The sequence below is a fragment of the Streptomyces sp. NPDC001222 genome, from assembly GCF_042896945.1.
GTDB lineage: Bacteria > Actinomycetota > Actinomycetes > Streptomycetales > Streptomycetaceae > Streptomyces > Streptomyces gibsoniae.
Window position 1 is genome coordinate 447,952 of record NZ_JBIAXT010000002.1, and the last position, 18,286, is coordinate 466,237.

The 18,286-nt window shown below is 70.8% G+C and carries 15 protein-coding genes, 1 pseudogene and 1 riboswitch; of the genes and pseudogenes, 6 read left to right on the forward strand and 10 right to left on the reverse strand.

What is annotated here, in order from left to right; genetic code table 11:
* Positions 1-157 precede the first annotated feature (157 nt).
* From ACFY2Z_RS05070 to ACFY2Z_RS05085, 4 genes are all read right to left on the reverse strand, one after another.
* Positions 158-853, reverse strand: a complete 696-nt coding sequence (locus ACFY2Z_RS05070) for a GntR family transcriptional regulator (protein WP_390742777.1) — start codon at positions 851-853, stop codon at positions 158-160.
* Positions 854-1,051: 198 nt separating this feature from the next.
* Positions 1,052-1,804 carry a M23 family metallopeptidase gene (locus ACFY2Z_RS05075; RefSeq protein ID WP_390742778.1) on the reverse strand — a complete coding sequence of 251 codons (753 nt, stop codon included), beginning with the start codon at positions 1,802-1,804 and terminating at the stop codon, positions 1,052-1,054.
* Positions 1,805-1,816: 12 nt separating this feature from the next.
* Positions 1,817-2,029, reverse strand: a riboswitch (cyclic di-AMP (ydaO/yuaA leader).
* A 224-nt stretch (positions 2,030-2,253) separates the two neighbouring features.
* Positions 2,254-3,642, reverse strand: coding sequence for a M16 family metallopeptidase (locus ACFY2Z_RS05080; RefSeq protein WP_390742779.1), 1,389 nt, complete (start codon positions 3,640-3,642; stop codon positions 2,254-2,256).
* Positions 3,639-5,003 carry a M16 family metallopeptidase gene (locus ACFY2Z_RS05085; RefSeq protein WP_390742780.1) on the reverse strand — a complete coding sequence of 455 codons (1,365 nt, stop codon included), beginning with the start codon at positions 5,001-5,003 and terminating at the stop codon, positions 3,639-3,641. The genes ACFY2Z_RS05080 and ACFY2Z_RS05085 overlap by 4 nt, the downstream gene beginning before the upstream one ends.
* 294 nt (positions 5,004-5,297) lie before the next feature.
* On the opposite strand from ACFY2Z_RS05085, the gene ACFY2Z_RS05090 reads away from it, so the two are divergent.
* The gene (locus tag ACFY2Z_RS05090; RefSeq protein ID WP_390742781.1) at positions 5,298-7,754 is read left to right on the forward strand and encodes a DNA topoisomerase (ATP-hydrolyzing) subunit A; all 2,457 of its coding nucleotides are present in this window, start codon (positions 5,298-5,300) and stop codon (positions 7,752-7,754) included.
* A 1-nt stretch (position 7,755) separates the two neighbouring features.
* Here the strand turns inward: ACFY2Z_RS05090 and ACFY2Z_RS05095 are convergent, their stop codons facing one another.
* The 3 genes from ACFY2Z_RS05095 to ACFY2Z_RS05105 form a co-directional block, all read right to left on the reverse strand.
* Complete coding sequence (locus ACFY2Z_RS05095) at positions 7,756-8,943, reverse strand: CobW family GTP-binding protein (RefSeq protein WP_390742782.1); 1,188 nt, start codon at positions 8,941-8,943, stop codon at positions 7,756-7,758.
* Positions 8,944-9,260: 317 nt separating this feature from the next.
* Positions 9,261-10,562 carry a sensor histidine kinase gene (locus tag ACFY2Z_RS05100; RefSeq protein WP_390742783.1) on the reverse strand — a complete coding sequence of 434 codons (1,302 nt, stop codon included), beginning with the start codon at positions 10,560-10,562 and terminating at the stop codon, positions 9,261-9,263.
* Positions 10,555-11,232 carry a response regulator transcription factor gene (locus tag ACFY2Z_RS05105; RefSeq protein ID WP_390742784.1) on the reverse strand — a complete coding sequence of 226 codons (678 nt, stop codon included), beginning with the start codon at positions 11,230-11,232 and terminating at the stop codon, positions 10,555-10,557. The genes ACFY2Z_RS05100 and ACFY2Z_RS05105 overlap by 8 nt, the downstream gene beginning before the upstream one ends.
* Before the next feature lie 164 nt (positions 11,233-11,396).
* Between ACFY2Z_RS05105 and ACFY2Z_RS05110 the strand changes: the two genes are divergently transcribed.
* Together ACFY2Z_RS05110 and ACFY2Z_RS05115 are read left to right on the forward strand one after the other, a co-directional pair.
* The gene (locus ACFY2Z_RS05110; RefSeq protein ID WP_390742785.1) at positions 11,397-11,735 is read left to right on the forward strand and encodes a hypothetical protein; all 339 of its coding nucleotides are present in this window, start codon (positions 11,397-11,399) and stop codon (positions 11,733-11,735) included.
* Between the two features lie 474 nt (positions 11,736-12,209).
* Positions 12,210-14,441 (forward strand): SpoIIE family protein phosphatase, encoded by a 2,232-nt coding sequence (locus tag ACFY2Z_RS05115; RefSeq protein ID WP_390742786.1) that lies wholly within the window; start codon positions 12,210-12,212, stop codon positions 14,439-14,441.
* Positions 14,442-14,509: 68 nt separating this feature from the next.
* Here ACFY2Z_RS05115 and ACFY2Z_RS05120 read toward each other — a convergent pair.
* Positions 14,510-14,641: pseudogene (locus ACFY2Z_RS05120) on the reverse strand (thioesterase domain-containing protein); the annotation flags it as partial.
* A gap of 134 nt (positions 14,642-14,775) precedes the next feature.
* On the opposite strand from ACFY2Z_RS05120, the gene ACFY2Z_RS05125 reads away from it, so the two are divergent.
* Positions 14,776-15,531 (forward strand): thioesterase II family protein, encoded by a 756-nt coding sequence (locus ACFY2Z_RS05125; protein ID WP_390742787.1) that lies wholly within the window; start codon positions 14,776-14,778, stop codon positions 15,529-15,531.
* Positions 15,532-15,538: 7 nt separating this feature from the next.
* On the opposite strand, the gene ACFY2Z_RS05130 is transcribed toward ACFY2Z_RS05125, so the two are convergent.
* A complete protein-coding gene (locus ACFY2Z_RS05130; RefSeq protein WP_390742788.1) occupies positions 15,539-15,865 on the reverse strand; it encodes a hypothetical protein in 327 nt (108 codons plus the stop codon).
* Between the two features lie 175 nt (positions 15,866-16,040).
* Between ACFY2Z_RS05130 and ACFY2Z_RS05135 the strand changes: the two genes are divergently transcribed.
* Positions 16,041-16,205 (forward strand): helix-turn-helix domain-containing protein, encoded by a 165-nt coding sequence (locus ACFY2Z_RS05135; protein WP_390742789.1) that lies wholly within the window; start codon positions 16,041-16,043, stop codon positions 16,203-16,205.
* A 68-nt stretch (positions 16,206-16,273) separates the two neighbouring features.
* On the opposite strand, the gene ACFY2Z_RS05140 is transcribed toward ACFY2Z_RS05135, so the two are convergent.
* Positions 16,274-16,825 carry a TetR/AcrR family transcriptional regulator gene (locus ACFY2Z_RS05140; protein WP_390742790.1) on the reverse strand — a complete coding sequence of 184 codons (552 nt, stop codon included), beginning with the start codon at positions 16,823-16,825 and terminating at the stop codon, positions 16,274-16,276.
* Between the two features lie 92 nt (positions 16,826-16,917).
* On the opposite strand from ACFY2Z_RS05140, the gene ACFY2Z_RS05145 reads away from it, so the two are divergent.
* On the forward strand, positions 16,918-18,165 hold the full coding sequence (locus ACFY2Z_RS05145; protein ID WP_390742791.1) for an MFS transporter: 1,248 nt from the start codon (positions 16,918-16,920) through the stop codon (positions 18,163-18,165).
* The last annotated feature ends 121 nt before the right edge of the window (positions 18,166-18,286 follow it).

Consider the following 18,286-nt stretch of genomic DNA (forward strand, 5'->3'; position numbering starts at 1 on the left):
GCGCCCCCGAGGGTGTGCGCGCGAGAAATTCGGCGCGGTCGCGAGAATTGCTCGCGGCACCCGAAAATCACGTACGCCGGAATTATCGGGGCGCATGAGAACCAGGGCAGCCGAAATGGACTTCACGGAATATCCCTCTTTGTATACGGTGCCTGTGTTAATGCCGGGCCCCCGACACGTTTACGGCATGTTGCGAAGTCCTCACACGGTCCGCGCGGTGGCCCGCGCCGGGCGGACGCAGCCGATGCGCGGCGGTCGCGCGCTCGATGTGCAGTGCCGTGATGGCACGCGCCCGTTCGCCGTCGCCGCGCGCGACGGCGTCCACGATGCCGCCGTGCTCGGCCCAGGACTCCACGGGGCTGACCGGCGCCTCGACCGCGTACATCCAGACGATCTTGTGGCGTAGCTGGCCGAGCGTCGAGGTGAGCGCGGGGCTGCCACAGGCCTGCGCCAGGGTCTCGTGGAACCAGCCGTCCAGCGAGCGGAGATCCTCGCTGGGGCCTCTCCTGGCGCGCTCCTGGCCCAGTCTGACCAGGCCGCGCAGCACCTTGAGATGGGCCTCGGTGCGGCGCTGTGCGGCGCGCGCGGCCCCCAGCGGCTCCAGCAGCATCCGCATCTCCAGCAGGTCGGCGGCCTCCTGCTCGGTGGGTTCCGCGACACACGCGCCCGCGTGTCTTCGGGTGACGACGAAGCCCTCGGCCTCCAGGGTGCGCAGGGCCTCGCGGACGGGGACGCGGGAGACGCCGTAGCGGCGCGCGAGGAGTTCCTCGGTGAGCCGGCTGCCGCGCTCGTAGAGACCCGCGACGATGTCGTCACGGATCGCCGTGCATACCGAGTGCGCCGGAATACGCATGCCCGACCACCGCCTTAATCCCCGCGAAACGTCCCCGGTCGACGCGTGTCCAGTCGACTCTATTGCAGCGGGCCGGAATTTCCGACGGCAGGCCGGAATCCATGGATATTTTTTGGACAGACGGGAGTTCGAAACGACGAAGGCCCCGGCCGAGGAGCCGGGGCCATCACGTCAGCGGCGCCTTGGGGCGGCCGACGCTCAGACGTTCACGCCGTGTGACCTGAGGTAGGCGACCGGGTCCATGTCCGAGCCGTACTCCTGGGTGGTGCGCGCCTCGAAGTGGAGGTGCGGCCCGGTCGTGTTGCCAGTGGCCCCGGAGAGGGCGATCTGCTGCCCGGGGGTGACGTGCTGGCCCAGCTGGACGCCGATGGACGAGAGATGGCCGTACTGCGTGTAGGTGCCGTCGTTCATCCTGATGACGATCTGGTTGCCGTACGCGCCGCCCCAGCCGGTCTCCACGACGGTGCCCGAGCCGACCGCGTGGACGGGCGTGCCCGTGGCGGCGTGGAAGTCGATGCCGGTGTGGGCGCCGGAGGACCACAGGGAGCCGCCGGCCTTGTAGCCGGTGGAGACGTACGAGTGGTAGATCGGCGCCACGAACGCGTTCAGGCGCTCGCGCTCGGCCTCGCGGGCGGCGCGGACCTTGGCCTCGTGCTCCTTGCGCGCCTTCTCCGCGGCCTCCCGGCGCGCGGCCTCGGCCGCCTTCTTCTGGTCGGCGGCCTGCTTCTGGGCGGCGGCCTGAGCGCCGATCTTCTCCGCGACCGAGTCGCCGAGGGTGACGGCCTGCATGAGTCCCGTCTCCTCGACGGGGTGCCCGGCGGCGAAGGCCGGGGCTGCCAGGGTGCCGATGGCCCCGGTGGTGGTGAGCGCCGCGACGCCCACCGCGTTCGTGGCCGTACGCTGCATTCGGCTCGGACGGCGGTGCTTCCCGGTGGCGCAGGTGAACGCCATGAAGTGGCTGGTCCTTTCCTTCCCTCTCGCCTACCGGGTTAGCTGACGGGTTCGGAGCAGGAAGGTCTCCTACGGGCTGGCGCCCGATTCACCCCAGGGACTGCGTGGGCCCTTCCCGGCGCGAAGGCGACGAGAGTGGGCCCCTCCGGCCGCGCGGGCGGCGAGAGAAGGTGGGTCCCCGGCTCCCCTGGCTCGCGCCGTACGGGGACTCGGCGATGACTGTCCGGTGCCGCGGGTGCGGCGCACTGCCTGACGGACAGCCCGACAGACGCTAGAAGGGCCCTCCGTCCCCCGGCAAACCGAGCATGGGGTTTGTAGCGCATCCCACAGGGCAGAGGGGCAGCCTCTATGGCAATACGGACAAAACCCAAAGAGCAGGGCCCTGGTGACGGAGGACGTCACCAGGGCCCCTTCGGAGCGTCGCCGTTCCGGACGCGTACGAGGAGCGTCTACTCGGCCCGCACGACGTGCACTTCGCCGATGCCGAGCGCCTTGACGGGCTCCTCGATCTGCGTGGCGTCACCGACCAGGACGGTCACCAGACGGTCCACCGGGAAGGCGTTCACGACGGCGGCCGTGGCCTCGACCGTGCCTGTGGCGGCGAGCCGCTGATAGAGCGTCGACTGGTAGTCGTCCGGCAGATGCTGCTCGACCTGGTCGGCGAGCGTGCTCGCGACGGCCGCCGCGGTCTCGAACTTGAGCGGCGCCACACCCACCAGGTTCTGCACGGCGACATCGCGCTCGGCGTCCGTCAGCCCCTCGGCGGCGAGGGTGCGCAGCACCTTCCAGAGGTCGTCCAGCGCCGGGCCGGTGTTCGGCGTGTCGACGGAGCCGCTGATGGCGAGCATCGCGGCGCCGGTGCCGTCAGGCGCGGAGCGCAGCACCTGGCCGAACGCCCGCACACCGTAGGTGTAGCCCTTCTCCTCCCGCAGGACGCGGTCCAGACGGGAGGTGAGGGTGCCGCCGAGGCAGTACGTGCCGAGCACCTGTGCGGGCCACACCCGGTCGTGGCGGTCCGCGCCGACGCGGCCGATGAGCAGCTGCGTCTGGACGGCCCCGGGGCGGTCCACGATGACCACGCGGCCGTTGTCGTCGGCGGTCACCGGGGGCACGGGGCGCGGCTTGGCGGGCTCCCCCGTCCAGGCCCCGAGGGTGTCGCCGAGGAGCGCGTCGAGGTCGACGCCGGTGAGGTCGCCGACCACGACGGCGGTGGCAGTGGAGGGCCGCACATACCGCTCGTAGAACCGGCGGACGGCGGCCGCGTCGATGGCCTCGACCGTCTCCTCGGTGCCCTGACGCGGTCGCGACATCCGCGAGGTCGCCGGGAACAGCTCCTTGGAGAGCTCCTTGGCGGCGCGGCGGGCCGGGTTGGCCATCTCGTGCGGGATCTCGTCGAGGCGGTTGCGCACCAGGCGCTCGATCTCGCTCTCGTCGAACGCCGGCGCCCTCAGGGCGTCGGCGAGCAGCCCGAGCGCCTTCGGGAGGCGGGAGACGGGCACTTCGAGGGACAGACGCACCCCGGGGTGGTCGGCGTGCGAGTCCAGGGTGGCGCCGCAGCGCTCCAGCTCGGCGGCGAACTCCTCGGCGGAGTGCTTGTCAGTGCCCTCGGAGAAGGCACGCGCCATGATCGTGGCGACGCCGTCGAGGCCGGCCGGCTCGGCGTCCAGGGGCGCGTCGACGAGCACCTCCACGGCGACGACCTGCTGACCGGGGCGGTGGCAGCGCAGCACGGTCAGGCCGTTGTCCAGGGCGCCGCGCTCGGGTGCGGGGAACGCCCAGGGCCGGGCCGTGCCGGGCCGGGGCTGCGGGTGGAAGTCCATGGTCGCGAGCTCGGTCACTTCGCCGACTCCTCGTCGTTGCTGGTGCCTTCGGCGGTGGTGGTCTCGGCGGCGTCGGCCGCGACCGGCTCGTACACGAGCACCGCGCGGTTGTCGGGGCGCAGGCGGGCCTTGGCGATCTCCTGCACCTCCTCGGCGGTGACGTCGAGCACGCGCCGCACGGCGGTCAGGGCGAGCTGCGGGTCGCCGAACAGCACCGCGAACCGGCACAGTTCGTCGGCGCGGCCGGCGACCGTGCCGAGCCGGTCCAGCCATTCGCGCTCCAACTGGGCCTGGGCGCGCTCCATTTCCTCGGCCGTGGGGCCCTGCTCGGCGAACCGGGCCAGCTCCTCGTCGATGGCGGACTCGATGACGGGCACCTCGACGTCACCGGAGGTCTTCACGTCCAGCCATCCCAGGGAGGGCGCTCCGGCCAGCCGGAGGAGCCCGAAGCCGGCGGCGACGGCGGTGCGGTCATGCCGTACCAGCCGGTTGTAGAGCCGGGAGGACTCGCCGCCGCCGAGGATGGTGAGGGCCAGGTCCGCCGCGTCGCACGCGCGCGTGCCGTCGTGCGGCAGCCGGTAGGCGGCCATGAGGGCGCGCGCCGGAACCTCTTCCTCGACGACCTCGCGCAGCTGCTCGCCGATGACGTCGGGCAGCGAGCCGTCGCGCGGCGCGGGCTTGCCGTCGTGGGCCGGGATGGACCCGAAGTACTTCTCGACCCAGGCGAGGGTCTGCTGCGGGTCGATGTCCCCGACGATGGAGAGAACGGCGTTGTTGGGCGCGTAGTACGTGCGGAAGAAGGCGCGGGCGTCCTCCAGGGTGGCCGCGTCCAGGTCCGCCATCGAGCCGATGGGGGTGTGGTGGTACGGGTGGCCCTCGGGGTAGGCGAGCGAGGTCAGCTTCTCGAAGGCGGTGCCGTACGGAACGTTGTCGTAGCGCTGGCGGCGCTCGTTCTTCACGACGTCCCGCTGGTTCTCCATGGACTCGTCGTCGAGGGCGGCGAGCAGGGAGCCCATGCGGTCGGCCTCCAGCCAGAGGGCGAGCTCCAACTGGTGGGCCGGCATGGTCTCGAAGTAGTTCGTGCGCTCGAAGCTCGTCGTGCCGTTCAGCGAGCCGCCGGCGCCCTGCACGAGCTCGAAGTGGCCGTTGCCCGTCACCTGCCCCGAGCCCTGGAACATCAGGTGCTCGAAGAGGTGGGCGAGGCCGGTGCGGCCCTCGACCTCGTGACGCGAGCCGACGTCGTACCAGAGGCACACCGCCGCGACCGGGGTCAGGTGGTCCTCGGAGAGCACCACGCGCAAACCGTTGGCCAGGCGGTGCTCGGTCGCTGTCAGGCCCCCGGAGCCTGCCTCGGCTGTGGCCGTGTGACCCATGGGCATGTACGTCCCTTCGATCGCGGAGTCGCGGAAACCCGCGGTTTCCTGCCGGTCCTGTCACTGTATGCAAGCGTGTGGACCGGTGGCCAAGTTCCCGGGCTGCGTACGCCCAGAGCGAGACCGTGATTACGGGGGGTGGAGGACACCGTACGGTGTTGACGGCCCCAGGACGCGCCCGTTTCCGGGCCGAGGGCTTCGTAGTACGGGTCCTGGTCCGCGTTGTCGGTGCGGCGGTCCACAATGGTCGGCGTCAGATCACGTTCATGCCCAGCACAGACTGTGAAGGAGCCGGCAGCAATGGCCCGCCGCAGCACGAAGACCCCGCCGCCCGACGATGCCTACGAGGAGAAGATCCTCGACATCGACGTCGTCGACGAGATGCAGGGCTCCTTCCTCGAGTACGCCTACTCGGTCATCTACTCCAGGGCCCTGCCGGACGCCCGCGACGGCCTCAAGCCGGTGCACCGGCGCATCGTCTACCAGATGAACGAGATGGGCCTGCGCCCCGAGCGCGGCTATGTGAAGTGCGCCCGTGTCGTGGGCGAGGTCATGGGTAAACTGCACCCGCACGGCGACGCGTCCATCTACGACGCCCTGGTGCGCATGGCCCAGCCCTTCTCGATGCGCGTCCCCCTCGTCGACGGCCACGGCAACTTCGGTTCGCTGGGCAACGACGACCCGCCGGCCGCAATGCGGTACACCGAGTGCCGGATGGCCGAGGCGACGAGCCTGATGACCGAGTCGATCGAAGAGGACACGGTCGACTTCACGCCCAACTACGACGGCCAGGAGCAGGAGCCGGTGGCCCTGCCCGCCGCCTTCCCGAACCTGCTGGTGAACGGCGCCTCGGGCATCGCGGTCGGCATGGCCACCAACATGCCGCCGCACAACCTCGGTGAGGTCATCGCGGCCGCCCGCCATCTGATCCGCCACCCGAACGCGGATCTGGACACCCTGATGAAGCACGTCCCGGGCCCGGACCTGCCGACCGGCGGACGCATCGTCGGCCTCTCGGGCATCCGGGACGCCTACGAGACGGGCCGCGGCACCTTCAGGATCCGCGCCACGGTCTCGGTGGAGGACGTCACCGCGCGCCGCAAGGGCCTGGTCGTCACCGAGCTGCCGTTCACGGTCGGCCCGGAGAAGGTCATCGGCAAGATCAAGGACCTGGTCGGCTCGAAGAAGCTCCAGGGCATCGCCGACGTCAAGGACCTCACCGACCGCGAGCACGGGCTGCGCCTGGTCATCGAGATCAAGAACGGCTTCGTGCCGGAAGCGGTCCTGGAGCAGCTCTACAAGCTGACGCCCATGGAGGAGTCCTTCGGCATCAACAACGTGGCCCTGGTCGACGGCCAGCCGCTGACCCTGGGCCTCAAGGAGCTGCTGGAGGTCTACCTCGACCACCGCTTCGACGTCGTCCGCCGCCGCTCGGAGTTCCGCCGCGGAAAGCGGCGCGACCGCCTCCACCTGGTGGAAGGCCTGCTCACCGCCCTGGTGGACATCGACGAGGTCATCCGTCTGATCCGCTCCAGCGACAACTCCGCGCAGGCCAAGGAGCGCCTGATGGAGCGCTTCTCGCTGAGCGAGGTCCAGACGCAGTACATCCTCGACACCCCGCTGCGCCGTCTGACCAAGTACGACCGCATCGAGCTGGAGGCGGAGAAGGACCGGCTCAACGCCGAGATCGCGGAGCTGACCCGGATCCTGGAGTCGGACGCGGAGCTGCGCAAGCTGGTCTCCACCGAACTGGCCGCGGTGGCCAAGAAGTTCGGCACGGAGCGGCGCACGGTCCTCCTGGAGTCCTCCGGCGCTCCGGCCCCGACGGTTTCGCTGCAGGTCGAGGACGCCCCCTGCCGGGTGCTGCTGTCGTCGACGGGCCTGCTGGCACGGACGGCGAACGGCGACCCGTTCGAGGAGGACACCGAGGGCAAGCGCGCGAAGCACGACGTGATCGTCTCGGCGGTTCCGGCGACGGCGCGCGGCGAGGTGGGCGCGGTGACGTCCGCCGGGCGGCTGCTGCGGGTGAACGTGATCGACCTGCCGCAGCTGCCGGAGACGGCGGCACGCCCGACCCTCTCCGGGGGCGCGCCGGTGTCGGAGTTCGTCTCCCTGGAGGCGGACGAGACGGTGGTCTGCCTGACGACGCTGGACGAGTCCTCCCCGGGCCTCGCGCTCGGTACGGAACAGGGCGTGGTCAAGCGTGTCGTCCCCGACTACCCCACGAACAGGGAAGAGCTGGAGGTCATCACGCTGAAGGAGGGCGACCGGATCGTCGGCGCGGTCGAACTGCGCACCGGCGAGGAGGACCTGGTCTTCATCACGGACGACGCGCAGCTGCTGCGCTATCCGGCGTCCCAGGTGCGTCCGCAGGGCCGCCCGGCGGGAGGCATGGCGGGCATCAAGCTCACCGACGGCGCGAAGGTGATCTCCTTCACGGCGGTGGACCCGGCGGTCGAAGCGGTGGTGTTCACCGTCGCGGGCTCGCGCGGCACGCTCGACGACTCGGTGCAGACGACCGCCAAGCTGACCCCGTTCGACCAGTTCCCGCGCAAGGGCCGGGCCACCGGCGGTGTCCGCTGCCAGCGGTTCCTCAAGGGCGAGGACTGTCTGTCACTCGCCTGGGCGGGCCCTGTGCCGGCCCGGGCCGCGCAGAAGAACGGCACACCGGCCGAGCTGCCCGAGATGGACCCGCGGCGTGACGGCTCGGGTGTGTCACTGGCCAAGACGGTCGCGGCGGTGGCGGGACCGATGTAGGTCAGTCCCGCGGGTCGCCGGGGTCACCGAGGTTCTCGGTGGCCCCGGCCTCCTTGTCCTGGACGTAGCGAAGAACACCCCACATGCTGTGCCCGTCGGCCTGTGGGGCGTCGTCCGTGCACGCCTGTAGCTCCTTGCGCAGGGCGGTGGTGTCGATGCCGGACCCGATCAGGACGAGCTGGGTGAGCCGCTCGTCGCCGGCGCCCCACGGCTCCGGGTAGAACCGCAGAAACCTGCCGACCGCGTGCACGGCGTACCGGTTGCGCGGGTCCGCGGCGCCGAAGTCGACGTACCCCTTGATCCGGTAGAGCCCCTCCGGCCGGGTGTCCAGAAAGTCCAGCAGCCGCCTGGGGTTCATGGACACGCCGGAGCGGAAGGAGAGGCTGTCGTAGGCCGCGTGCAGATGGGTGTGGTGCGCGTGGTGTGCGGGGTGCGGGTGGTCCGGGTCGTCATGCCCGCGGCCGCACCCGCCGTCCTCGCTGTCCTCGGCGTCCTCGCCGTCGTCGTGGTCGTGCTGCCGGTGGAGGTCGTCGAAGGACAGCTGCCCGATCCGCTCCTCGGCCGGCCGGCAGTCGAAGAGCAGCTCGGGATCGATGCGCCCGTAGGCAGCCGGTACGACCGCGGCCCCGTCGGTGAGCGTGTGCACGAGCCGGAGGACCCGTTCGCCCTCGTCGCTCCGGCCGCTCTCGCCGACCCGGTCGGTCTTGTTGACGACGACGAGGTCGGCGAGGGCGAGATGCCGGTCGAGCTCGGGATGCTTCTGCCGGGTGGCGTCGAACTCCACCGCGTCGACGACCTCCACGAGTCCCCCGTAGACGACCCGCGGCTGCTCGCTGGCGAGCACCATACGGACGAGCTCCTGCGGCTCGGCGAGCCCGCTGGCCTCGATGACGATGACGTCGATACCGGCGGACGGCTGGGCGAGCCGGTCGAGATAGCCGTCGAGTTCGCTCACGTCGACGGCGCAGCACAGGCATCCGTTGCCGAGGGAGACCGTGGAGTCGCCGAGCGCCCCGGCGACCGCCATCGCATCGATCTCGATGGCCCCGAAGTCGTTGACGATCGCGCCGATGCGGCTGCCTCCGCTGTGGTGGAGGAGATGGTTGAGCAGGGTGGTCTTGCCCGAACCCAGGAATCCGGCGAGTACGACGACCGGAATCTGCTGCGGACCCGACGACGGCTGACTCAACGTGCGCCCCTTCTCCCACCGACGTCCGTCCGACGCCTCCTGATGAACTCGCGAGCCCGCGACCACGGTTGGCTGCCCGAGCACTGTCCGGCTCTCGCTCGACCGGTGAGGGCGGAGCGCGCCGCGACAGTCGGCTGGACGTCACGGACGCTACCACCCGGGGGGAACCGATGACGGCCGCCGGTGCGGTGCCCAGGGTCTTCGAGCGCGGGACAGTGACGCGGCCTCGACGCCCCGGACGCCTTCACCGATGCCGTCCGCCGCTTCGCTCGAGCTCTCCACCGCCGGCGAGCGCGTCGGGCACTCCGCCGGGTTCCTCAGCCGCGCTCGGGCAAGGGCAGGGTCAGGACCATACGGGCGCCGTGGTCGGTGGGGTGGGGGGCTTGAGCGGTGAGGGTTCCTCCGTGGGCCGTGGCGATGTCGCGGGCGATGGCGAGGCCGAGGCCTGAGCCGCCCTCGCTGCGGGTGCGGGCGTTGTCCAGACGTGTGAAGCGGTCGAAGACCCTCTCACGGTCGGATTCGGGGATACCCGGACCGTCGTCCCTGATCTCGACGACCAACTCGTTCTCGCTGCCGCACAGTTCGACGGTCACAGTGCTGTCCGCGTGACGCAGCGCGTTGTCGAGGAGGTTCGTGAACAGGCGGGAGAGTGCTGTGGGGCTGCCCGGGAGTCTCTCTTCGGGATCGGCGTGTACGACGAGGACGACGGGTCGTTCGGGGTAGCGCTCGGCGACGGTCCGCCGCAGGAGGTCGGCCACGTCCAGCGGCCGGAGCTTCAGGGGCTGGCGCGCGTCCAGGCGGGCGAGGAGCAGCAGATCGGCGACGATCTCTTCAAGGCTGGTGGTGTCGCGCAGGGCTTCGCGGCCGACGGCGGTCCATTCGGCCCGGTCGGGACGGGCCATGGCCAGTTCGAGGCGGGTCTTCAAGGTGGTGAGGGGGCCGCGCAGTTCGTGGGACGCGTCCGAGGTGAAGGTCCGCAAGCGGCCGACAGCACGCTGGAGTTGATCGAGAGAGCCGTTCATCGTCGTCGCCAGCAGGGCGACCTCGTCGTCGGAGTCGGGGACGGGGACACGTTGCTGAAGACTGTGGGCGGTGATGTCGGCGAACTCGGCACGGATGCCTTCGACCGGTCGCAGCGCCCGGCCCATGGCGTACCAGGTCAGATAGACGACCAGGAGGACCAGCAGGGCGATGGACGGGATCAGGACCCAGGTCAGGGTGATGACCGCGGTGTGGGCGGGAGTGAGGTTGGGGTAGGCCTCTATCAGGACCAACCCGGAAGAGGTGCTGATCTCGGCACTGGCGACCCCGGAGGCCGGCGGGCCGGTCACCGGCGCCTCGGTGGAGGGGGCGGTGTCCAGGCTGACTTGCGGTAGAGCGGCCTGAACCTCCGCCGGGGGTGTGCCGGAGCCGAGTCGCTCAGCCGCCTTGTCGACCTGGTTGCGAGCCTCGGTCTGGGCGGAGGCGACCAGATTGCTGTGGACGGCGTAGAGGAGAACCGCCGAACAGACGACGAGGGCCAGACCGGCGACCAGTGCGACGGCAGCGGTCGCGCGCCCGCGTACCGTCCGTGGCCGTGGCCGTGGACGCGGGCGCGAACGGCGTCCGCGGTCAGGCACCGTCGGAACGGAGCCGGTAGGCCCGGCCGGGCACGGTTTCGATGCTGGCGCGGCCGAAGGGTTTGTCGATCTTCCGGCGAAGAGCACTGACGTAGACCTCCACTATGTTCGGACCGCCCTCGTACGCCTTGTCCCAGACTCGTTCGAGGACGGCCGCCTTGCTGACGGCCACGTCCGGGGTGGCCGCGAGCAGCGCCAGGATGTCGAACTCACGGGGGGTGAGGGCGATGTCCGTTCCCGCGCGGCGGCAGCGGCGGGCACCCGTGTCGATCTCCAGGTCCCCGAAGTGCTGGACGATCTGGCGTTCGGGGCGGGAGCGGCGCATCAGGGCGCGCAGCCGGGCGGTGAGGACGACGAAGGAGAACGGCTTGGTGAGGTAGTCGTCCGCGCCGGTCTCCAGCCCTTCGGCCTCGTCGTATTCACCGTCCTTCGCCGTCAGCATCAGGATCGGGGTGTTGTCGCCGACCGAACGCAGGTGGGCGCAGACCTTGTAGCCGTTCAGGCCGGGCATCATGACATCGAGAACGATCACGTCGTAGTCGTCGGCCGCGGCCTTCGCCAGACCTTCGAGGCCGTCGCTCGCGGCGTCAACCGCGAACCCTTCTGCTCGAAGGCCCTGTTGGAGCAGCTCCACGAGTCGGGCGCCGTCGTCCATCAGCAGCACACGCATGCCGCTTACTTTTCCGCATCGAGAGCACCGGGCGCTGAAGAGGGTCTTCAGGACGTTCAGCGGGCCTTCAGCCGGCGAGAGCGAGAGTCGATCCGTACTCGTTCCCCACGGGACCGGGGCCGGGCCGAGGCCGGCGCCGTCCCCCTCATGAAGGAGCTGATCCCATGACGATCCGACGGAGCGGCATCGCACGCCGACGCAACATGGTGACGGCCGGTGCGGTGGTCGTACTTCTCGCCTCCGGCGGGGTGGCTGCCGCGGCGCCGCACTCGCACCCGCACCCCGTCCCGTCGCACCGGCACCAGTCGCAACCGCTGATGCCCGCGGTCAGCCAGGTGCACCCGCACCCGGTGGACCCGACCCTCACCCCGGCGGACCCGGCGGGGCCCGTTCTCACCGAGGTCCCCGGCGCGGAACCGCGGAACGTGCAGCCCGGAAAGGCCACTCCGCTGCCGGGTACCCCCGTCGTCGAGGGGGACGAGGGACGCACGCTGACGCGGTGACAACGCGGGCGTCCGGACAACCCGCAGGGTCGGCTCAGCGGACTCCGAGTCGCTTCCGCGGGCGCTCGGCTGGGGTCTCCCAGCCGGGCGCTCTGCGTGGGGAGCGATCGGGCTCTGGAGATCGTCAGTCGGCGGTGCGTCGGTCGTGGGGGGGCGCGGGCGGCGTGGCCCTGGGCGGCGCGGGTGTGGGTCCACAGGACGCGGGGGCCCGCCCGGCCTCGGCGCGGAGACGGCTGCCATCCCATGAAGTCACGGAGGGGGTTCGTCTCATTACGGCACATGACCGGCTGGGTGGCTCACAACGACGGATCGCGGCTGCACTCATGGCCCTCCGGAGTAACCATGGGAGTGGATCGCACATCCGGCCAGCGAGACAGGGGCGACCGACCGTGCGGCCGTGGCGACCGCCCCGCCGCGCGCATCGGTCATCTCAGAAAGAGACTCACGCGCATCGGTCATCTCAGAAAGAGAATCATGAGTCGCCACGCGGCAGGCAGCCCCAGCCCCCTCTGCGGCGCCGCTGAAGGAGACGCAGCAGCGCTCGACGCGCTGCTGGCCACCGCGGCGCGCGAAGCGGTGGAGCGGATGGACTCCGAAGCGAGCATCGTCTACCTCTACAGCCCGTCGGAGAGACAGCTGGGCGCGGCGATGATCTGCGGCACCCCTCCCTCGATCTTCATGGTGCCGGAGCGGCTGGCACCGGACGCCCCGTACGCATCCGCGCAGGCCTGGCAGGCCGGGAGTGTGGTGGTCATCGGGGAGCCGTGGGTGTCTCCGAACGAGGCGCGGTACGCCGGGCTCGGGCCCTTTCCCTACACCGTGGTCTCCACGCCCCTGATCTTCGCCGAGCGCCGGTTCGGGGTGCTCACCGTCCTCCGGATGCCGTCGCAGGCGGGCACTTTGAGCGACGACCTGCGCGAGCAGCTCCGTGAGTCCGGCGACCGGCTGGCGCGCGGGCTGGCCTCGCTGGTGGAGCAGGGGGTTTCGCTCGCGCTTCGGCCCGCGCCCCTGCTCGTGCCCGCGGTATTCGGATCACGCTCCTCGTCCGCGGCGTCCCGTGCGGGGGGCTGGGGCCTTCCCGGTGTCCCCGGCTCCGCCCCGATGACCTGCATGTATCACTTGAGCAAGCTCAGCGACGCGCTCAATGAGGCGCTGGACACCGATGACGTCACCCAGGCTGCCCGGATGCGCATGATGACGCCTTTCGGCGCCCAGGTCCTCGTCCTGAGCCTGGTCCGTGACGGCCGGCTGTGGGTGGTGGGCCACAGCGGCAGGTCCGCCGAGACCGTGAAGCATCTGCACGGCTCGCGCGCCGACGGCGGCACACCGGAGGCCGACACCGTTCTGGGCCGTGACCCGAGGTTCTTCCGGGACCGCGCCGGCCTGCTGGCCGCTTACCCCGACGGGCCCGACGTCGGTCAGAACGCGTGGGCCTTCCTGCCGCTGCGGGCCAGCGGGCGGACGACGGGTGTCTGCTCCCTGGGCTTCGCCAAGGAACACTCCTTCGAGTCCGAGGAGCAGGCGGTGCTGATGTTCATGGCGGACATGGTTGCGCCGGCTCTGCAACGAACCCGTCTGAGCGAGAGCGAGCACATGCTCGCCGTGAGTCTTCAGAAGACACTGCTGCCGCGCATCCTCACGGACCTGCCGCAGGTGGTCACCACCGCCCGCTACCTGCCCGCCCCGGCGACCACGGGGGTCGGAGGGGACTGGTACGACGTGATCACCCTGCCCCAGGACAAGATGGGGCTGATCGTCGGGGACGTGCAGGGCCATGGCATCGAGAGCTCGGCGGCCATGGGCCAGTTTCGTAGCACGGTGCTCGCCTACGCCACCGAGGGCCACGGACCGGCAGCGGTGCTGAACCGGGCCGGCAAGTGCCTCGCCGCACTCGGCACCGAGTTGACGGCGACGTGCTGCTTCGCCTGCCTGGACACTGCCGGCGGTCTGCTCGAAGTGGCCCTGGCCGGCCATCCGGCACCCCTGCTGCGCGGACCCGACGCAGAGGTCCACGCACTGGACGCACCGCCGAACGTACCGCTGGGCATGCAGTCCGACTCCCCCTACCAGGCATTCGCCATCACCCTGGAGGCCGGCTCGCTCCTGCTCCTCTACACCGACGGCCTCGCCGGCCGGCAGACCGCGGACGTGGTGGACATCGCCCAGTCCATGCTCTCCGTAGGCATCCGGGAGGCGGGCGGCAATCTGGAGAGGCTCGCCGACCGGCTCACCGCCGCGGTCCCCGACCCGCCGGAGCGCCGTGACGACGTCGTCCTGCTGCTCGCCCGCTACGAAGGCGCGCTGCCGGGTGCCCATGGCCGGGTCAACCGCATGATGATCCAGCGGCACGATCTGCGGGGCGTCCGCACAGCGCGCAGATTCGTCCGCGACAGCATGCACGAATGGGGCCGGGACGCGACGGCGGACGATCTGGAACTCATCGTCTCCGAAGTGGTGACCAACGCCCTGATCCACGCCGACAGCGAGGTCGACCTGCGGCTGCGCGAGTACCCGGACCACGTTCGTCTGGAGGTCCGGGACTCCGCCTCGGCGCCCCCGATCCCCTCCTCGATCTCCGTCCTCGAAGAGGAGAGCGCGCAGGCCGAACACGGACGTGGGCTCGTCATCGTCGACGGCCTCGCCCGCATCTGGGGCACCTCACCCAGTGGCCGTGGCAAGACGGTCTGGCTGGAGCTCGCCACCTGAGCCGCAGCACCGAACGCGTCAACCGCCCGGTTCAGGCTTCGGACCCACGGCCTGGTGCCCAGGCTCGCAACCTCCTCTCCGGCCTCCAGGAGCTGCACGGCCGTCTCCTGCGCCGCCACACCGCCGGGCGACCAGCTCACCAGGTGGTACGGGCCCGCGGGCCGGAGGGTCCTGATCTGCTCGACGTAGTGCGCCGTCATCTACCGAGCGACCGGGAAAGCTAGCCTGAACCATCACCGCACAGCGGGTGTTCGGCGGGCATGAACCGGAGCAGCGGCGCACCGTCTCCGGGCCCTCGCTCACCTCACCGCCCTCCTGACCGGAAAGCTCCCTCATGCCCGTCGCCACTGCCTGGGTGCGTCCGCTCGCCGCCCGTCCGAACGCCCGCCTTCGCCTGCTCTGCTTCCACCCCGCGGGCGGCGGCCCCAGTCTGTTCCGCGGCTGGCCCACCGCTCTGCCCACGGACATCGAGGTCCTGGCGGTGCATCTGCCGGGACGCGAGACAAGGGTGGAGGACCCCTGCCTGACGAACTATCAGGATGCCGTCGAGCAGCTCTACACCGCGCTGCGCCCGTTCCTGAGCGGCTCGTACGCGCTCTTCGGACACAGCCTGGGCGGCCTGCTCGCGTACGGCGTCGCGAAGGCCGCCGCCCGGCACGGCGCCCCGGCCCCCGCCCGTCTGCTGGTCAGTGGCTGCGCGGGCCCCGGTTCCACCCCCGCCAAACCGGGCCGCGGAAGCTGGACGGACGCCGAACTGATCGAGGAACTGAGGGAGATGGGCGGCACTCCCGAGGAGATCCTGGCCAACCTCATGCTGCTGGACCTGATCCTGCCGCCGCTGCGTGCCGACTATGCGCTCTACGACTCCTTCACCGAGCCGGGCGGCCCACCGCTGGACTGTCCGGTCTCGGTGCTCGGCGGCGAGGACGACGACGTGTCCATGGCGGACCTCCGGCGCTGGTCGGCCACCACCAGCGGGGCAAGCTCCCTCCGGCTCTTCCCGGGCGGGCACTTCTTCCTGCTCGACCCGTCCGCCGATGCCGTCCTCACCGCGGTCACCGCGGATCTCAGCGTGGTCACTTCGGTTTGAGGGCGCCTCAGAGCGCCTTGGCCACGGCGTCGACGAAACCCTCGGCCGGCACCCTCACCACGGACGCGCCCGACGGCGCGGCACCGTCGGGCGAGTCCGTCGGCGCGGTCGCCGCCCGGTCCACGACCCGTTCGAGGGGCGCTTCGCTGACCAGGGCCCGGGTACGGTCGAGGGCCTCGGCGGCGGTGGGTGAGCCGGACAGGTCGACGCGGAGGGCCAGGGAGCTGACGAGGAAGCCGATGAGGCCGGGGCGCCCGCGTCGCGCCGGTCGGCGACCGGGCTGCCGACAAGGGTGTCCGACCCGGCGGACAGCCGCGACAGGAGGATCGCCCACCCGGTCAAGGGGGTGACGGACGACTGCCGGCGCCCCCGCGCCCCCGGGTGAGGGCCGCTCTGAAACTCGCCGCTCGCGGGGATCCGGATCGCCTCCGTCTGCACCGGCGCCTTCGCCCCCGCCGCGGCCGGACTGCTCGACGGCCGCACCGTCACCACCCACCGGGCCACCGCCGATGACCTCGAAGAGCTCCACCCACGGCGTCGGTCCCCACCAGTGGCTCGTGACCGCCCGCGTCAACCGTGCGCGAGAACTCCTGGAGACCACCGACCTCCGGGTGGAACAGATCGCCACCCGGTGCGGCCTCGGCAGCGGCGCCGACATGCGCGCGGTTCCGTGACGCCGTCGGGCGTCACGCCCACGGCGTATCGCCGCGCCTTCCAGCACCACACCGCGTGACGGCGCTGGTCAGTCGGAGCGGTCGCAGAGTTCGTCGACGTAGGCGCGCGGGTCCACGTCGGGCAGCGTCCAGGGCAGGAAGATCGCCCGGTAGATGATGGGGGCCACCAGGTGGTCGATGACATCGTCGCCGGTGAAGGTGCTGCCCGGCCGGGCCGCGAAACCGGCCGCTTCCGCCCGCCGGTCGCGCAGGCAGTCCGACTCGCTCTCACCGGCCGCCGCGGCCCCGCCCCGCAGCAGGGCCGCGTTCACCGGCACGCTGTAGTGGCTCACCATCTCCTGGCCCCAGGCCGCCAGATCGGCGCGTAGGTCTCCCGTGTCCGGAAGGCCGCGGTCCGGGTCCAGCCGGTAGGTCGCAAGGTCATTGATCATGGTCCGCGCGTCACCCCAGCGCCGGTAGATGCTGGAGTGATTCACTCCCGCGCGCTCCGCGACCATCGGAACGGTGATCGCGTCACTGCCGCGTTCGGCGATCAGTTCCTCGACGGCCTTCCGGATGGACGCCAGCACTACGGCGCTACGGCCGCCGGTGCGCCGCCGCGGGGAGGATTCATCAGCCATGCCCCTACTATAACGCACAGCAGTTGGCATTAAGGCTTCGAGGGCTCTATAGTGCTACTAACGCACACGCCTTTGCCTTAGGAGGCTTTAAGGTGTCCCTCACCCGATCAAGGCCCGAGCGCAGTTCCAGCCGCACCGCCATCGAATCCCCCCGCGCCCGCAGACTGCTCCCCTCCGGCACGGCATTCGCCGGGTCGGCCGCCGTCTTCGCCGCGCTCTACCTCGCCGCGGGCGCGCCCACGCCTCTCCTGGTCGTCTTCGAGCAGCAATGGCACTTCCCCGCCTGGGTGCTGACCGTTGCCTTCGCCTCCTACGCCCTCGGCCTGCTCGCGGCCCTCCTCGTCACCGGCTCCCTGTCCGACCACATCGGACGCCGCCCCGTCCTCGTCACCTCGCTCCTCGTGGAGCTCGGGGCGATGCTGATGTTCGTCTTCGCCCCGGACATCGGGTGGGTCATCGCGGCCCGCACCATCCAGGGCATCGCCACCGGAGCAGCCACCAGCGCCTTCTCCGCCTCTGTCGTGGAACACGCCCCCGAACGCCACAAGAAGCTGGGCACCATCATCACCAGCATCGCCCCGGCGGGCGGACTCGGACTGGGAGCGCTGCTCACCGGCACGGCCATCCAGTTCACCGGCCACGCCACCGTGATCGTGTTCACCGCTCTCGCGGCCGTCATGGTCATCGGCACGGCCGTCGCCGCCTTCTCCGCGGAGACCGTGACCAAACTTCCCGGAGCGGCACGCACCCTCGTCCCCCACGTCTCCGTCCCCCGGGCCGCACGTCGTGAGTTCGTGGCGAGCGTCCCCGTTCACATGGCCGCGTGGATGCTGGCCGGTCTGTTCATGGGGCTCGTCCCCACCATCCTCCGGGACCTCCTAGGCCTGCACAGTGGTCTCCTCAACGGCGCCACCGCGTTCGTCGAGCCCGCAGCGGCAGCCGTGGCCGGCCTCTTCCTCGGCCGTCTGACCGCGCGTCGCACCATCTTCGTCGGCACGGCGGGTGTGCTGCTGGGAACAGCGGTGATCGAGGCCGGTGTCGCCGCCGGCATGCTCTCCCTGTTGTGGGTGGGCGGCATCCTCGGTGGCATAGGCTTCGGCGCCTCCTTCTCCGGTGCCGTCCGAGGCGTCGCCCCGCTCGTCCGGCCCCATGAGAGGGCTGGGCTCTTCGCCTCCGTCTACCTGGTCGCCTATCTGAGCTTCGGAGTGCCGGCGATCATCGCAGGACTCCTGATCGCTCCGCTCGGCCTCCAGACCACCGTCCTCGGCTACGGCGTCGTCATCCTCGCCACCGCCGCCCTCGGACTGTTCACCCAGTGCCGCACCCACACGCGCCACTAGGTCAGCAATTACGGCCGGAAGGATGTGAAGCGTGTGCCCAGCCGCTCGCCAAGTGTCCACAAACTTACGAGCGATGACAGAGGAGCACATGGAGGATCAAGGGTTGTCCGGACAACGATCA

What these genes read in the sequence shown, in the direction of transcription:
- ACFY2Z_RS05070 (WP_390742777.1), bottom strand. Translation starts at nt 853, where the DNA reads ATGCGTATTCCGGCGCACTCGGTATGCACGGCGATCCGTGACGACATC.
- ACFY2Z_RS05075 (WP_390742778.1), bottom strand. Translation starts at nt 1,804, where the DNA reads ATGGCGTTCACCTGCGCCACCGGGAAGCACCGCCGTCCGAGCCGAATG.
- ACFY2Z_RS05085 (WP_390742780.1), bottom strand. Translation starts at nt 5,003, where the DNA reads ATGCCCATGGGTCACACGGCCACAGCCGAGGCAGGCTCCGGGGGCCTG.
- ACFY2Z_RS05090 (WP_390742781.1), top strand. Translation starts at nt 5,298, where the DNA reads ATGGCCCGCCGCAGCACGAAGACCCCGCCGCCCGACGATGCCTACGAG.
- ACFY2Z_RS05105 (WP_390742784.1), bottom strand. Translation starts at nt 11,232, where the DNA reads ATGCGTGTGCTGCTGATGGACGACGGCGCCCGACTCGTGGAGCTGCTC.
- ACFY2Z_RS05110 (WP_390742785.1), top strand. Translation starts at nt 11,397, where the DNA reads ATGACGATCCGACGGAGCGGCATCGCACGCCGACGCAACATGGTGACG.
- ACFY2Z_RS05115 (WP_390742786.1), top strand. Translation starts at nt 12,210, where the DNA reads ATGAGTCGCCACGCGGCAGGCAGCCCCAGCCCCCTCTGCGGCGCCGCT.
- ACFY2Z_RS05125 (WP_390742787.1), top strand. Translation starts at nt 14,776, where the DNA reads ATGCCCGTCGCCACTGCCTGGGTGCGTCCGCTCGCCGCCCGTCCGAAC.
- ACFY2Z_RS05135 (WP_390742789.1), top strand. Translation starts at nt 16,041, where the DNA reads ATGACCTCGAAGAGCTCCACCCACGGCGTCGGTCCCCACCAGTGGCTC.
- ACFY2Z_RS05140 (WP_390742790.1), bottom strand. Translation starts at nt 16,825, where the DNA reads ATGGCTGATGAATCCTCCCCGCGGCGGCGCACCGGCGGCCGTAGCGCC.